General features: G+C 32.6%; 12 protein-coding genes. All 12 read right to left on the bottom strand.

Annotated elements, in window-relative coordinates; translation table 11 throughout:
- A partial coding sequence (locus AAON49_RS12245) for a beta strand repeat-containing protein (protein ID WP_349554982.1) occupies positions 1-3,525 on the bottom strand: 3,525 nt, incomplete at its 3' end.
- A 764-nt stretch (positions 3,526-4,289) separates the two neighbouring features.
- The gene (locus AAON49_RS12240) at positions 4,290-4,430 is read right to left on the bottom strand and encodes a hypothetical protein (protein ID WP_349554980.1); all 141 of its coding nucleotides are present in this window, start codon (positions 4,428-4,430) and stop codon (positions 4,290-4,292) included.
- A gap of 457 nt (positions 4,431-4,887) precedes the next feature.
- On the bottom strand, positions 4,888-6,534 hold the full coding sequence (locus tag AAON49_RS12235; RefSeq protein WP_349554978.1) for a 7TM diverse intracellular signaling domain-containing protein: 1,647 nt from the start codon (positions 6,532-6,534) through the stop codon (positions 4,888-4,890).
- 178 nt (positions 6,535-6,712) lie between these two features.
- A complete protein-coding gene (locus tag AAON49_RS12230; RefSeq protein ID WP_349554976.1) occupies positions 6,713-8,314 on the bottom strand; it encodes a 7TM diverse intracellular signaling domain-containing protein in 1,602 nt (533 codons plus the stop codon).
- Positions 8,315-8,568: 254 nt separating this feature from the next.
- Positions 8,569-9,882: a galactose-binding domain-containing protein gene (locus tag AAON49_RS12225; protein WP_349554974.1), complete on the bottom strand. Its 1,314-nt coding sequence runs from the start codon at positions 9,880-9,882 to the stop codon at positions 8,569-8,571.
- A gap of 79 nt (positions 9,883-9,961) precedes the next feature.
- Complete coding sequence (remB, locus tag AAON49_RS12220; RefSeq protein ID WP_349554972.1) at positions 9,962-12,016, bottom strand: gliding motility outer membrane protein RemB; 2,055 nt, start codon at positions 12,014-12,016, stop codon at positions 9,962-9,964.
- A 4-nt stretch (positions 12,017-12,020) separates the two neighbouring features.
- Positions 12,021-12,596, bottom strand: a complete 576-nt coding sequence (locus AAON49_RS12215) for an acyltransferase (protein WP_349554970.1) — start codon at positions 12,594-12,596, stop codon at positions 12,021-12,023.
- A 109-nt stretch (positions 12,597-12,705) separates the two neighbouring features.
- The gene (locus tag AAON49_RS12210) at positions 12,706-13,449 is read right to left on the bottom strand and encodes an energy transducer TonB (protein ID WP_349554968.1); all 744 of its coding nucleotides are present in this window, start codon (positions 13,447-13,449) and stop codon (positions 12,706-12,708) included.
- A 98-nt stretch (positions 13,450-13,547) separates the two neighbouring features.
- Complete coding sequence (locus AAON49_RS12205) at positions 13,548-14,267, bottom strand: energy transducer TonB (protein ID WP_349554966.1); 720 nt, start codon at positions 14,265-14,267, stop codon at positions 13,548-13,550.
- Between the two features lie 100 nt (positions 14,268-14,367).
- The gene (locus tag AAON49_RS12200) at positions 14,368-15,087 is read right to left on the bottom strand and encodes an energy transducer TonB (protein ID WP_349554964.1); all 720 of its coding nucleotides are present in this window, start codon (positions 15,085-15,087) and stop codon (positions 14,368-14,370) included.
- 64 nt (positions 15,088-15,151) lie between these two features.
- Positions 15,152-15,538: a VanZ family protein gene (locus AAON49_RS12195; RefSeq protein ID WP_349554962.1), complete on the bottom strand. Its 387-nt coding sequence runs from the start codon at positions 15,536-15,538 to the stop codon at positions 15,152-15,154.
- Positions 15,504-15,884 (bottom strand): glycine cleavage system protein GcvH, encoded by a 381-nt coding sequence (gene gcvH / locus AAON49_RS12190; RefSeq protein WP_349554960.1) that lies wholly within the window; start codon positions 15,882-15,884, stop codon positions 15,504-15,506. Before gcvH ends, AAON49_RS12195 begins: the two co-directional genes overlap by 35 nt.
- Between the last annotated feature and the right edge of the window lies 1 nt (position 15,885).

The raw sequence follows: 15,885 nt of genomic DNA, 5'->3' as shown, positions 1-15,885 counted from the left end.
AGATGAATCTCCTGAAGCCTCTCCACTAATATTACTTCCTACCTGTACCCAAGCACTACCATTGTATTGATAGATTCCAACAGCACCAGTACTACCCGCTATAGAGGGTGATCCAACAGCCACACGAGTTCCATCATCGCTAATGCTTACTGAACTCCCCCAAAGATCACTTGCTGCGCTTCCATCTATATTAGCTCCTAATTGTGTCCATACGCCATTGGTTAGCTCATAGACTCGTGCATGTCCTGAATCGGTTCCTCCATTGTCACTATTTCGTGCACCAGCAATCATACGAGTACCATCTGCACTAACTGCCACAGAAAATCCAAACTGATCTCCTGCAGTATCTCCATAGAGATCTCCATCAAAATTTAGTGGTTGGCAGGTCATAAAACTCATCACATTTCCATAACTAGTTCCATTGGCATCCGTAGCATAAGCTCTATAATAATAAGTAGTTATAGGGCTGAGACCTGCAATGGCTTTGCTAAATGTTCCCAAACCAGTTCCGTTGGAGTTTTTGGTTACATCGTTAGCTCCTATAGTGGGATTTGTATTAACCGATGAATAAACCACACCTCTTTCTATCATACCTTGTCCTTCATTAATTACAGTACCTCCTAATTTTGCAGTACTGAGTGTAATTTCTGTGGCTATATTGGTCACCACCGTTGGATTGATAGAATTGGTGACTACCTTTACTTGTCCAGCATTGTTTCCGTTGGTATCGTTATTGGGAGCCCCTACAATAACCGTATTGGCATTTGCGCTAATGCTTGCTGAAAAGCCTAACAAATCACCTATAGCATCTCCATCAATATCTGCTCCTACTTGTACCCAATCTCCAGATTCATATTTAAAAATTCTTGCTTTTCCTGTATCGCTACTATTTTTACTAGCACCTCCTACCAGATAGGTGCCATCTGCGTTAATGGATACCGAAAAACCAAATCTTTCTCCAGAGGTCTCTCCTTCAATATCGGTTCCTAATTGCGTCCATGTGCCTCCACTAAATTCATATACCTGTATGTATCCTTTTTCTGAATTTTCAACAGCACCGATGGCTACTATGGTTCCATCATCATTGATACTTACTGAAAAACCAAATTGATCATTGGCTGTCTGACCATTAATATCGGCTCCTACCTGCACCCATTCATCTGCTCCAGGAATGTGTCTGTACACGCGTACATGACCAGAATTTGAACCATTACCATCATTATTAGGTGCGCCAATGGCTACATAGTTTCCTAAATCATTCAAACTTACAGAATAACCCGATTGATCTTCGGCCGCTTCTCCGTCTACATCGCCTCCTAACTGCGTCCATATACCCCCAGATTCTTCATAAATTCTTACATGACCAGAACTATTGGCTTCACCATCATTTCTTTTGGCCCCTATGGCTATACGCGTTCCGTTGGCGTTTAAACTAACAGCACCTCCCGATTCATCATGTGAAAATTCACCAATAATATCAGATCCTACTTGATCCCAATTGTTGCTTGTTGCGTTGTATTGATAAATTCTGACTCTTCCCATATCATCCCAAACTTCATTACTAAAGGGTGATCCAATAGCCACACGAGTTCCATCATCGCTAATACTTACTGAATACCCTGATGAATCATTTATGGCTAGCCCATTAATACTGGGACCTAGTTGCGTCCATATTCCATTGACAAGTTCATAGACACGTGCATTTCCAGCATTATCTGCTCCTAAATCGTTATAGATAGCTCCAGCAATAAAACGGGTTCCGTTGGCATTGATTGCTACAGAATAACCATATAGATCTCCTTCCGCATAGCCTAAAAAAGGGTTTAATTCTGTTGTTGTTGCTGTCATAACATCTCCATAACTTGTTCCACCAGCATTCATTGAATAAGCTCTATAATAAAAAGTAGTATTAGGGGTAAGGTTTGTTAAAGGTTCACTAAAAGTTCCTATTGTGCCTCCAGATAAACCATAGAACGTATCGGTCACATCAGTACCTCCGAGGGTTGGTTTGGTATTGGTTGTGGAATAGACAAACGCGTTTCTTATAATATCAAATTCGCCCCCATGGGTCAATTCTCCTTCTAGAGTTATTGTTGCATGTGTTACTCCCGTAGCTGCATGTGTTATAACTGTGGGAGGAATTAAAGTTCTATATAGTTTAGCCTGTCCTGCATCTGTAATGCTTCCATCACTACCATCTTGCCCTATAGCCCCTGTTATAATATAACTTGCATTTTTTGGGATGGCTACTGAAGTTCCTAAAAAATCGCTGTTTGCATCACCGAGTATTTCACCAATTTCTACCCAACCAGATAGCCCGTATTTAAAAATTCTTGTGTACCCAGGCCTGTTACCATTAGAGCGTGCAGCTGCTCCAATAGCAACAACATTTCCTGCACCGTTGATACTTACAGAGGTTCCAAATTGATCATACTGATTATCACCATCAATATCTAATCCTAATTGATTCCAGGTATTACTCCCATTGAAAGCATACACTTTTGCATCTCCAACTTCGCCATTACCTCGCAGAGATCCAATCACCACAATATGACCATTATCACTAATATCTAACGAGTCTCCTGAAGCTTCATTCTCATCTTTTCCCATAATATCATTTCCTACTTGTGTCCAAGTAGAACCGTTGTAATGATAAATTCGTGTAATTCCTTGACCTCCATCATATGCGCCAGCGGGAATATAATTTGTAGTTGTAGATGTAACTAGATAATCTCCAGCGGCGTTTAGGCTTACTGCAGCTCCAAGAGTTTCTCCAAAGTCCATAATCTCAGGATAAATAACCCCTATTTCTGTCCAGACACCATTGATGTCTTCGTAAATAAGTACCTTACCGGTTGTCCCATCATCATTGTCGTGACGACGAGCAGTAATTGCTACTCTAGATCCATCAGCATTTAAACTTACTGCATATCCAAGTTCATTTCCACGATCCTCTAATCCTATTTCTCGAAAAAATCCAATTTCTTCCCATGAATTACTTTGCGAATTGTATTCATAGACATAAGCAACTCCATACTCTGGAGTAGTTCCTACCTCGGATGGTTGACCAACAGCAATTCTTGTTCCGTCTTCACTAATGCTTACTGAAAAACCAAAAAGACCATCAACAATCCAATAACCACCACTCAGAAAACCAGCATCAATATCAGCTCCTAATTGGCTCCAGGTTCCATTGACCAATTCGTAAACGCGAACCCGACCAGTGTGTGCTGTAAAATTGGAACCATCATATTCGGGAGAACCTATTACTGCTATGGCTCTTCCATCTACCACAGTAATATCTACTGCCTCCCCCATGTGTTCCCCTATTTTGGTACCATATAGAAATTGTTCATCCTGTAGCACTTGAGAAAGTGCTAATGAACTGGAGAGGAAAAATAATAGTGTGATGATTATTTTTTTCCCTCTAAGGAAAGATAAATGTTTCTTTTTAATAGCTATTCGAAAATCTGGCATACTCTGTTTTTGATGTATGCCTAAATACACCTTGTTCATTTTACCCATATTTTTAAAAGTTAGCTTTGAGTGTGCAACTTATTAATAGAGAGGCTTTAAGAGCAAATTATTTGAGTATGCAAAAAGGTATGCAGCTATATACAAAGGTTAATTAAAAAAGTCTAAATCGCTTATGTTTATTGAGAGTAAAAAGAAAAAACCTATTCCTTTATTTAACATTTATATGAATGGTATATCCACAATGAAGTAGTTTTCTTTTGGATGTGGGTGGTTCATTTTTTGGTTTTCACATACTGAAAAATATACATAAAGAAGAAAAACACTAATTCAGTTAAAAAAATTAATTTGTTTTCAACTTTCTTTTTTAAAGTATCTATAGCAAAACCAACAAAATCCTTTAATTCATAACCTGTTAACACGATTTTATCTTTCAGCTTTATACCATTCTTATTTTTAGTATACTTATTAAATATGTGGTTAAATTCTTGATTTGTCAAGTAATTGTTCTTTTTGTTTAAACAGAAAGGGGCTATAAATAGCCCCTTTAAATAATTTTAGCTAATCTGGGGAATGTATTTAAAGCTAAAATACTTTTTCATAGCATTTTTAATCAATCCTACTACATCAATAGATTCACTTTAATTTATAGTTCGCTTTAAATTTTAGCGTCTATGATGTCCTCTTTTTTGAATAAGCTATAAGAACTTTTAATCAAAAAATTTATAGCTCCAGATTTCCAATTCTTTCAAAAAAAAGATAAAAAGGGGAAGGTAAATTAAGGGTCGGGGGAAATCTAATTATAAAATCAACTATTAAATTCGATTCATATAGTTTAATAATTTATCCATTAGATTAGGTATGTAAGCATGTTTTGTTTGAATAGCATAGGTCTTAGGTTTAGTTCTATAATTATACTGCTTCCTATACTCTTGCTTTGAGGTTGTATTTTTCATGTTATATAGATGTTTATTAAATCCCTAGTTATGATTTCAAGTTTTAACTAACAACTTCTGTTATGTTCCCTGCAATTATAAATCAAAAAAATAGTGAACTATAAAACTCTGTGTATGCAAAAAGGTATGCAACTCATAAAAATGTTGTAATATGAACTAAAAAACTGTTCTATCAATCTAATTACAGACAATAAAAAAAGCCATCTTAAAAGATGGCTTCTAGTTTAAACCCTATGCTAAGTTCCCACCCCTCCAAGTAGTAAAATACTAGCTATAGTAATTTTTGGTCACTTGAAAAGCATAGAGTTTGCAACTAACTTAAAAAAAGCGTAAAATCTTTTCCATAGCATTTTAACACTAATCCCAATACAAGTTTATGGGCAAAATCCGAGACTGCAAAACATTTAGATATTATTAGAGGTATGCAAAAAAGTATGCATTAAAATTATTTACCTTCTCATAACTCTTTTAAATAGTTTGTGAGTCTGACATTTTCGGTGAGTGATAATTTTTTTCGTATTCTATAGCGTGATGATTTTACCGATAGCTTAGAAGTAAACCTTAGGTTAGCTATTTCTGAAGAAGAGAATCCAAAACGTATAAACGAGCAAATTTCTATATCTGTTTTTGTTAAATTCTGATGTTTTTCTGTTAATCTATTCACAAACTCATAATTGAGCTCTTGAAGGTTTCCTTTTAAAAGCATGACACGTTCATCTTCTACTCTATATGATTTTAACTCTGCTACTATTTCACTTAAGAAGCTTGAGTTTTCAACTTTATGTATTTGGCTTAATTTATTGGTTACTTCTTGCCTTATTTTTAATTGCTTAATTGATTCTGAGTGCAGTTTTGTTAATTCTACTTTTCTATTTTTGACTTCATCACTCAATCTCTTTACTTTTTCAGAAAGCATTAATAGTTCTAATTCTGTTTCTCTTGTGAATCTAAAATTAATAGCAGCTTGTAATAAGATAAAAGACAGTAAAGCAAAATTTGTTAAGAATCCCGTATTGTTTACAATTATATTATCTAAATACAAAAGATCATAAGACAAAAAAGATACAGCAATAACTGAACCTATAAAGATGGATTTCGATAACTTTCTTTTCTTTAAGACACCGAAAAAAGAGAGCCACAATATGTATAGTAATACTGAAACTGAAAGATATCTATTTACCAATCGAGCTTGTGTTTTTAAAAAAGTAGGAGATACAATAACAAAAAGGAAGCTTAAAACACATATTATAAAAATCAATTTAAAAAACCATTCTTTACTATCTTTAGGATACAATTCTTTGTAATACAAGAGGAAAAATATGAGCCCTACACTTAAAGGGATATTTCTCCAAATAATAATATTAGAATACGAAATTTGAGAGAAAAACTCATAAATCAATACTTCTCCAACAAATAATTGACGTACGCTTGCTATTAAACAAAAAGCCCCAAAATATAAAAATAAAACCTCTCTTCTATGAGTTACAAAAATGAAGATTTGATACAAGCATATAACAATAATAAAAAAGCTTGAAGAAGCTTGAATAATGATAGATAGGTTTCTCTTTTGTTCTATTCTTGCATCTGTTCCCAAAATCACACCTTGAGTAAATCCACCTCCATTTCTATGCGAAAAATTAGACACAAGAATTATAAGATCTATTTCATCTCCAACTCTAGATAATTCTATGTATGAGGTTTTTCCGTATGAAATATTTTGGCCTTCATTTGTAGAAAATTCACCCATTGAAAAAACGACCTCTTTATTAATAATTACTTTTCCAGCAAAATTTATCCTCGGGATTTTTATTTTAAGCTTAGGTCTATTAACAGGCAAAAGAATCTTAACTCTAAATGTTGCATATCCTTTTGCACTGTAACCTTTTTGATTCCATGTGTTTGGGATATTTATGTATTCTTTATTTTGTAGCGGTGAAAAAGTTACCTCTCCTTTATTCTTAAATGGAATTTGTTTCCAATAAAATTCCCAACTTCCATCTAGTCTAATAATTTTTTCTCTAGTAAAATCCCAATTGGTTAAATCAAGATAACCTTTATTAACTTGTGGAAGTTTTATCTTCTCTTTACAAGATTCTAGGCTCATGATTGTCAAGAATATCAGGATTAAACTAAAAAGTCTTTTCATAAAGACAATAATAGTTAATCGATATATCCTTAAACTAACAAATGGGTATGCAAAAGGGGCTGCAGTTTAGAAATCTACTTTAAAATTTTGTTAAAAAATATTGTTCGTTAATAATTGATTAGTTCAAACAGAAGCATTAAATATTTTTCAAGTATTCTTTAAGAGATTCTTCTGGGCTAAGATTGAATTTTTTTCTTAATCTATATCTTGAAGATTTTAGAGCAAATATGGTTGTGCTCCTTAAATTACATATTTCTTTTGATGAAAACCCGAGCATCATTAAAGAGCAAATCTCTATATCTGTTTCTGTTAAATCATTGTGTTTTAGCTTTAAGTTTCTCAAAAACTCAAAATTCAACTCTTCTATATTCTGTTTTAATATAATCTTTCTAGATTCTTCTAACTTGGTTGACTTCAGTTCAGCAATAATTCCATTAAGATTCTCTGGAGTTTTGTTATTCTTAATATTAACCAATCTTTTAACAAGGCTTTGTTTTGATTGTAGTTGTTGAATAGACTCAGAAAGCAAAATAGTTCTTTCTTCTTTACCAATTGTTATAGTCTCGTTTAACTCTTCAACTTCACTTGAAAGGTTCTTTATTCTTTTAATATTATTCTTCCAGTAAATGTAACTCATTATAATTTGTAATGATAAAAAACAAAAAACAATGAAAATCAGCAGGAGATCTATATTAATTCCTTTTTGAGAATATAAAAGATCTGCAGAAAGGAATATTAATCCAAAAACCGAAGCTATAATCGTAACTAACTGTGACTTCAATTTCTTTAAATTCCCTCTAATTATTAAATAAGTTATATATGTGACAGTTCCTAACAATACGTACAAATTTATCAACGAAACATAACTTAATTCATAAGTCTTATTCAGAAGCATAATAATGAGACTTAAGCTATATACTATAATCATGCTTCCTACGATTAAATTTAGTGCTTTGCTTGGTAAGAGGTGTTTGAAAAATAAAATAAAAAAGAGAGTTCCTAAATACAGGAGTAATCCTCTAAATAATAGAATCAAATCAAATGACATATCTGGAAAGAGAACATAAATGGTAACTTCTCCGATGAAAAACTGGCGAAGACTTAAAAACACAGAAAATAAAGCAAAGTACAGCAACAATTTATTCTTGTAATTGAAGAATAAGAATATATGATACAAAGCAATTAGTAAAATTAAAAGCGCAAATAAAGGTTGAGCAATTTGGAGGAAATTTTTTTGTACCGTCATACGTTTTGAAGATGATATGTGAACGCCATATGAAATCCCTCCGCTACTTGCATAGTGATAGTTGGAAACTAATAAAACGATATAGGCAGTTCCATCACATCCAACATCTATATAAAGAGGTCGTCCATCTCCTCTAGCATCTTTTTCTACAGTAGAAAACTGCCCCAATTCTTTGTTAAAACGGCCAAAGAAAAAAACCTTAGCTGCAGAATTTATTCGGGGGATTTTTAATTGTCTACATACAGTATCTTTTGGCAATATTATTTTAAGATAATACATACCAAACCCTTTGGTTGGCCTAACACTATCCTTCCATGTACCTGCACTTAAATAAATACTATCCCTTTTTTTTAATTGAGATAAATCAAACTCTCCTTTTTCATTGATGGGTATTTGGTTCCAATGGAATAACCAACTTCCATCAAGATCTATCGTTTGTGAAGACTTAATGTCTTGGTTAGAAAGATCTAAGAGTCCATTTATTACTGGCACCTGTTTTCTATTCGAACAAGAGCTAATAAAAAAGGGCAATAAAAATATTAAGTAGAATCTAAGTGGGGACTTAAAATTCACGATTAAACTAAAATAATTTGTTATTGTTTCTTCTATAAATTCAAATATACCAGAAACAATTTAAAAACAATAATCGCATTAAGTAATCTTCCTAGAAGAATTTATTTTACAGAGTGTACTAAAATAATTCTTAATCAAGAGTATATCTCAGATGCATTTAACGTAAATATCTGCTATTTTGAATAAGCAAACAATTGTAATTCTGCTATACTTAAATTCCTTTTTTCTGTAGGAGTTTCTAGTCTTATTCTAACATACCTGCCAGAAATGTTAACAGGAAATATAATATCGTTTATAAAACTAGCTCCTTTTTTGAAATTATGTTTATGCTGATAACTGTATAATACTTTTTTATTTTCATCTAGAATTTCAAGAATATAATTATTTAATCGGTAGCCTACATTACCATCGGTACGATTCCAAACTATAATCTGGTCAATTTGCGTAGTAGTTTCTAAATCGACTTGCCACCATGGATTGTAACCTGAATGTGTACAGGTTACAGAATTAAACAAGTCATACTCCATAAAATCTGAATTTGTATTTCCATCAATAGCAAAGCCAGCTCCGGCTCCGTATCTTGTTGAATTTTGAATAGCAGTAAATTTTGTTATATCTAATAATTTCAAACTTCTGGTGTCTTTTACTATATTAGAATAATCGGCCTCTTTAACTACTGCCTTTAATGCATTACCATCATCAATAGGAATAGGGCTTTCCCTCTTCTTAGAAGAATTATCGAACTTTTGTGAAGGGCTCCTGTCTTTTTTGCTTTTTACTTCAGGTTTTTGAATAGTAATAAAAGAATCTTCAAGTTGTTTATCTCTAGCATTCGATTTTAAGTAAACAGGTTCTGTAGTACTGTATTTATCTTGTTGGAAAGCAAATATCTGAACTTCTGAAATACTTAATACTTCTATTCTCTTTTCTGGAGGAGTTTCAATTCTAATTTTTACATATCTTCCAATAGTATTAATTCTAGAAACGGTATCTCTAACAAAAGAGTTTCTCCCCTCATAATTATGTTTATGCCTATAACTAAAAACTATATTTTCGAATTCATCAAAAATTTCTAGTATATAATTATTCAATCTGTAGCCTACATTACCATCGGTACGATTCCAAACAATAATATGATCAATATGTGTGGGCATTTCTAAGTCAACTTGCCACCATTGATTAGCCCATCTTTGCGTACAGGTTACAGAATTAAAAAGGTCATACTCTTTAAAATTCGAATCCGTATTTCCATCAATAGCGAATTTTGCACCAGATCCATATTTAGTTGAACTTTGAATGGCTTTAAATCCTCTCAAGTCTAACATTTTAACATGCTGAACAGGTTCTAAGGTATCATATTGCAGTTCACTTGATTCAACATTGTTATTTAAATCGATTGTAAATGAAGTGTTAAAACATAGAAAAATCAGCAACGAAAAGCATCCTAATATCTGAATGATTAAATTATGTTTTTCAAATATTTTCATTGTCTGTTTTTCAATAAAATACAAAGTAATGAATGAAAAAGCCTTACTAAATTAGTAATTTTTTTTATTCATTTGATTCCTAAAAATCAAAGTACCAGTTAAATAAGTCTGCTCTAATTCCTATTCTGAACCAAGTGTTGGTGCCATTAGAGAATCCATTGGTGTTTGTATCAATAGAAAAGTTACGATAACTCAACCCAGCAAATAGACTCAGATTATTAGATGGGTTTAATAAATAATTTCCTTGAAGATCAATATTAAAAATTGTTGCCGCATTTCCTTGGGCCAAAGAATTTCCTGTATCGCCTAATCTGATATCGTAGGATTGAAAAATATCTCCTCCGTTGCTAACTAACTCATCAGGGAGGTCAAATCCTTTTTTACCAATTATCAGCTTCGCGCTACCGCTCCACCTATCTTTTTTATATCTGGCTATTCCAATCAATTCCCAAAAGTTAGCTCCCCATAAATGTCCTAGTGGTTGATTATAATTTGCATAATTTAACACAGGATTTCTATGAGCAAAAGTATAGGGTCTAGCATAATTGAACTCTCCTTGTAGGTATAAGTTTTCTACATCAAAAGCATCAAAATACTTAGCGCCAAGTTGTAGTGAGAATTTGTTTCTCCAATCTCCTAAATTTGTTAGGTTACCTACTGAGAATTCATCAATTACTAACTGAGAGTATAATGAAATTTGATCTGATGCTTTGTATTTAGCTGTAAGACCTACCATAGCATTCCCCGAATCTTCGCCTCGATTAAATTCTACTGAACGATAAAAAATTAACGGGTTAAGAAAAGCAGCATCTATTCCATTCTCTCCTGTAGAAATTGCGGTTTCGAAAAGACCTAAGTTAAATCTCTCTGTAATATTAATACTCAAATAATGTATTGCTATGTATTTACGTGCATGTTCATTATTAGATAATGCTGAGAATCGAAGGTCTCTTCCCCAAATCCAAAGATTGGTGTATTGAAATTTCCAGAAATTTACTTTTCCTTTTAAATATAACGATGGAGACGCCACATCTGAAAGTACAAAGGATCTATACCCATCTCCAATAAAGTTCTTACCATGTCCAAATTGAAATTGAAGAAATTGATTAGGGGTATAAGATAGATACCCTTCTGCAACTGGATAATCAAAAGCATCTTCTTTAAATCCTTTAGCTTTTCCTCTTCCGGGAACTAGTCCTTCAGAGAAAGCAGGTCTAAAATTTAATGATGGGTTTTCTATGTATTGATTAACATATTCTGCAAATCTTCCTTGACTTTCATATATGGTTGCGGTAAATGAAAGTTGTTTTCCTAATCCTCCATTTAACTGAAGTACTCTTGAATTATTATAGGTAAAGGAGACATCTGAATTGTCTTTTCCGAATTGGAAATCTAATAAGAAGTCCAAGGTAAACCAATAATCTTCTTCTTGAATAGACAATAGGTGTTCATTCCAAAACTTTCTTCCCACCCAAGTTTGTATTTCAGGTTTTAAGAATTGAGTTTTGGTTGAATCTAAATTGATTAATTGATTGATATCATTATACAAATATGGTTTTGCAGCAGTATGTCCTCCATTCTTGTGCATTGCATATTCATAATCAACATATCTTTGATGAGTAAATGGAATATTCAATTGACTTGTATGAATTGGAAATTGAATATCTTTAAATGATTGTTTTTTTACAACTTCGTTGATGTTTTCTTTTTGCGGCTCATAATTATATACAATCTCGGGCTCTGGATCTTCTTCTAAAGGAAAAACTAAAGGAAAAATAAACTGCATTTCTACACTGTGATTGTTGTATTTGGCAGGAGTTATTTTAGGAAATTTTTTAAATGCTTTATCAACTTCGTCTTTCAATTCCTTGTATGGAGAGTTTACATAAATAAGTTTGAATTCTCCCTTATTAGTAACTATAAAAGTTGCATTTACAACTCCTTTAAAACCTTCATTTTCGATAATTGGAGGCTCTTGGAAGTAATTGTAGAATGTTTCTTTGGTCATCTTAAAAAAACAATCTTTTACTAATTCAAGTGTTTCCCCTTTACATTCATCAAAAACTGGGTATTTCTTGTCTTGTGAAAAACCAAGAAAAGAAGTCAGGAAAAAGAAAAAGAACAGTTTTTTCATAGTACTAGCTTATTTTTGTCACTTTATCATTAGATAATTTATATTCCTCATTACTTTCTGGGCAAGTTGCTAAGCCTTGTTCGTTAAAATCAAGTCGATGTCCATATTCGCTAATCCATCCTATTTGTTTTGAAGGATTTCCAACTACTAATGCATAAGGAGGTACTTCTTTAACAACTACTGCTCCTGCTCCTATAAAAGCAAACTCTCCAATATCATTTCCACACACAATGGTTGCATTAGCTCCAATACTAGCTCCTTTTTTGACAGTTGTTTTAGAATACTCACCTCTTCTATTTACTGCGCTTCTAGGATTAATTACATTTGTAAAAACCATTGAAGGACCAAGAAATACATCGTTTTCACATACAACTCCAGTATATATAGATACATTATTTTGAACTTTCACATTTGATCCTAAGATAACATCTGGTGAAACCACTACATTTTGGCCTATATTACAGTTCTTACCAATAGTACAGTTTGGCATAATATGGCTAAAATGCCAAATCTTAGTTCCTTCTCCTATTTCACAACCTTCATCTATAACAGCTGTTTCGTGAGAAAAATAATGTTTCATATAAAATTAAGTTATACCTTGTTTTGCTGTGAAAATACAACAATTATTGAAATCTTCTTCTAGGAAATGCTTGTTATTGTTATAAAAAAAGCAGCTGTTTAGCTGCTTTTTAATCGACTTTAAAATTAATCGGAAGTAAATATCTTACCTTAACATTTTTATCACCTACTTTACCCGGTGTGAATTGAGGTAGTTTATGAATTATTTTCTGAACTTCTTTGTGTAACTTTTTGTGAGGTGCTCTTACTTGAACATCTGTTATTTCTCCTTTTTCATTGATAATAAATTGAGCATAAATCTTATAGTTCCCTTTTGGTAATCCTAGGTTTTCAGCTAAGCTTATGTCAAACTTTTTATTGATAAAGTTTTTCATTTTCTTATCAAAACAAGCTCTATTCTCTTCTAAACTAAGGTCTTTACATCCTTTAAATAAAGGAACGACCATTTTGTAGTTGTAATAACTTGGTGTAGGGATGGGTTTTGCTTTTGCAATATTTTCTTTGGGCGTGTTTGTATAATTATTTGTAGGCGTAACTTTGAGTGTAGGTTTTACTTTAGGCAATATTAGTTTTGGCGGATTTCCCTTTTTTATTTTGTCAAAGGATTTAGGTTCTTGTGCTGGAATTTTCGTCTGTTTTTGGGGAGGTTTTTCTAATCTTATTACATCTATAGGGAGGTTATCAAATAATCCATCCATTTCATAAGGCTTTTGCACAATTGCTATTCTTTTTTCGGCAATAATATTCTCTATAAGAACATGCACTATAAAAAGTACAAGTACAAGAGATATTTGCATAAAGATTATCGAATATTTTTCTAATTGTTTTTTAGGATGTTTCTTCTGTGGAATCATAGCTATTTTTTTAATGGTTTATTTCTTTATGAAAACAAATAATATGCCAACAAAAAACCCAACTTAAAAGTTGGGTTTTTAATATTTTAAAATCGTATTTATTCTACTAACACTTTCATTGGTAGTGTATATTTAACTCCTACTGGCTTTCCTCTTTGTTTTCCGGGAGTCATTTTTGGCAACAGGTTGATAATTCTTTTCGCTTCTTTTTCTAACCTTGGGTGTGGCGCCATTACTCTAACATCTACAATATTTCCTTGATGGTCAATCTTAAATAACATTGTAATTCTTTTCTTTCCTGGAGATAGGCCTAATTCATTGGGAAGGTCTGAGTTAAACTTTTTCCCAAAGTGTTTTTGCATTTTTTTATTAAAGCAGTCTTTTAACGCTTCGTTATTTCCAACACACCCAGGAAAAACAGGTACATCTTCAATCACATGAAAAGGCACATCTTCTATGATATCATCATCTGGTTCATCTTCTTCAACAATATCTTCAATTTCTATTGCATCATCTTCATTAATTTCAGTTGTATCTAATATGTCTTCTACAACATCCTCTTCATCATCTACAACTTTTGGTTCTGTTGGAATTTGAGGTTTTGCTTTTGGAACTTCAGGCTCTTTTGGCTTTATAATAGGAGGTTCTATTTCTATAGGGCCTAACATTGTTACATCAGCAAATTCTCCAAAATGACGCTCAAAGGTTTTCTTTTCAATAACTGTATAGGTTATGAATAGTGCCAACACCAAGCCTATTTGCATGAATAATTTACTGTAACTCTCTAAATTGAATTTTGGGTTTTTCTTTACTTGCATTTTTAAGATTTTTAATAGTTCTCTTAGATAATGCAAATTATATGCCAACAAAAAAGCCCAACTTTCTAAGTTGGGCTTTTGATATTCTTTAGGTAGATTTTTATTCTACGTCAATTCTCATTGGAAGTGTATATTTCACACCTACTGGTTTTCCTCTTTGTTTTCCAGGAGTCATTTTAGGAAGTAATTTGATAATTCTAATTGCTTCTTTTTGTAATCTTGGGTGTGGAGCTTTAGCTCTAATATCTACTATATTTCCTTGTCTATCTATTTTGAAAAGCATGATAATTCTTTTCTTTCCAGGTGATAAACCTAATTCATTTGGAAGATCAGAATCAAACTTTTTACCAAAATGCTTTTGCATTTTCTTATTGAAACAAGCTTTCAGTTGTGCTTTGTTTCCTTTACATCCAGGAAATACAGGTACATCTTCAATAATTGTAAAAGGTACATCCTCAATTACTTCTTCTGCTTCTTCTACTTCTTCAATTTCCTCTACTTCTACAGCTTCAGTTTCATCAGTTTCAGTAGATTCGATTACAGTTTCTTCAACTTCCTTCTCATCTTCAACAACTTCAATTTTTTCTGGAGTTGGTGGTGGTGGAGTTTTTGGAATTTCAGGCTCAATACGCTCTGTAATTGGAATTTCTTCTTCTAAATCGGCATTCATTACAACATCACCTAAGTCTCCAAATTGACGATCAAAGGTTTTCTTTTCTATTGCCACATAAGTAATAAAAAGGGCTAAAACCAAACCTAGTTGCATAAACAACTTGCTGTAGTTTTCTAGATTTGCCTTTGGGTTTTTCTTAATTTCCATCTCTGAAAGTTTTTAATAGTTCGCTAATTTAACTAAATTATTATATGATTTACAATATTTAACATTAAATAAGGCGAATTTTTTTTTCGAACAAATGAAATGCTAAAGTTGCTATTATAATCCCTACAGAATTTGCAACTATATCGAGATAACTTGCTGTCCTATAAGGTGTAATAGTTCCTTGTAAAACCTCAATAATTGTGCCGTAAATAAAGCATCCTAATAACACATACCAAACAACAGATATAATATTAACTTTTTTTACAAAAGTGTATAGCCAAGAAAGCGTTAGAAAAAAATACGCAATTGTATGGTAGGTCTTATCTGAAAAAGGGACAGACAACCCTTTAACTGGGACTTTGATAAAGCTCAATACCGTTAAAGTAATTGTAATTAATAAAGCAAAATATATTGCTTTATCCAGCAATAAGCTCTTTATACGCTTCAGCATCTAATAATCCTTCTATTTCAGACTCGTCAGAAATGGCGATTTTAATCATCCATCCATCTCCATAAGGATCTTTGTTAACTAATTCTGGTTCGTCTTCTAATTGTTCGTTAAACTCTACGACTTCACCAGAAAGTGGCATAAACAAATCAGATACAGTTTTAACAGCTTCCACAGAACCAAAGACTTCATCTTTGTCTACATTATCATCAAGAGTGTCTACATCAACATAAACGATGTCTCCTAATTCTCCTTGAGCAAAATCTGTAATTCCCACAGTAGCGGTAGTTCCATCAATTTTAATCCACTCATGGTCTTTTGTATATTTTAAATCAGCTGGAATGTTCATT

The sequence above is a fragment of the Pseudotenacibaculum sp. MALMAid0570 genome (genome assembly GCF_040151415.1).
GTDB lineage: Bacteria > Bacteroidota > Bacteroidia > Flavobacteriales > Flavobacteriaceae > Polaribacter.
This window is presented reverse-complemented; position numbering and strand designations above follow the sequence as displayed.

Coding starts and splice junctions, on each gene's coding strand:
- AAON49_RS12240 (WP_349554980.1), bottom strand. CDS start 4,430: ATGAAAAATACAACCTCAAAGCAAGAGTATAGGAAGCAGTATAATTAT.
- AAON49_RS12235 (WP_349554978.1), bottom strand. CDS start 6,534: ATGAGCCTAGAATCTTGTAAAGAGAAGATAAAACTTCCACAAGTTAAT.
- AAON49_RS12225 (WP_349554974.1), bottom strand. CDS start 9,882: ATGAAAATATTTGAAAAACATAATTTAATCATTCAGATATTAGGATGC.
- remB (WP_349554972.1), bottom strand. CDS start 12,016: ATGAAAAAACTGTTCTTTTTCTTTTTCCTGACTTCTTTTCTTGGTTTT.
- AAON49_RS12215 (WP_349554970.1), bottom strand. CDS start 12,596: ATGAAACATTATTTTTCTCACGAAACAGCTGTTATAGATGAAGGTTGT.
- AAON49_RS12210 (WP_349554968.1), bottom strand. CDS start 13,449: ATGATTCCACAGAAGAAACATCCTAAAAAACAATTAGAAAAATATTCG.
- AAON49_RS12205 (WP_349554966.1), bottom strand. CDS start 14,267: ATGCAAGTAAAGAAAAACCCAAAATTCAATTTAGAGAGTTACAGTAAA.
- AAON49_RS12200 (WP_349554964.1), bottom strand. CDS start 15,087: ATGGAAATTAAGAAAAACCCAAAGGCAAATCTAGAAAACTACAGCAAG.
- AAON49_RS12195 (WP_349554962.1), bottom strand. CDS start 15,538: ATGCTGAAGCGTATAAAGAGCTTATTGCTGGATAAAGCAATATATTTT.
- gcvH (WP_349554960.1), bottom strand. CDS start 15,884: ATGAACATTCCAGCTGATTTAAAATATACAAAAGACCATGAGTGGATT.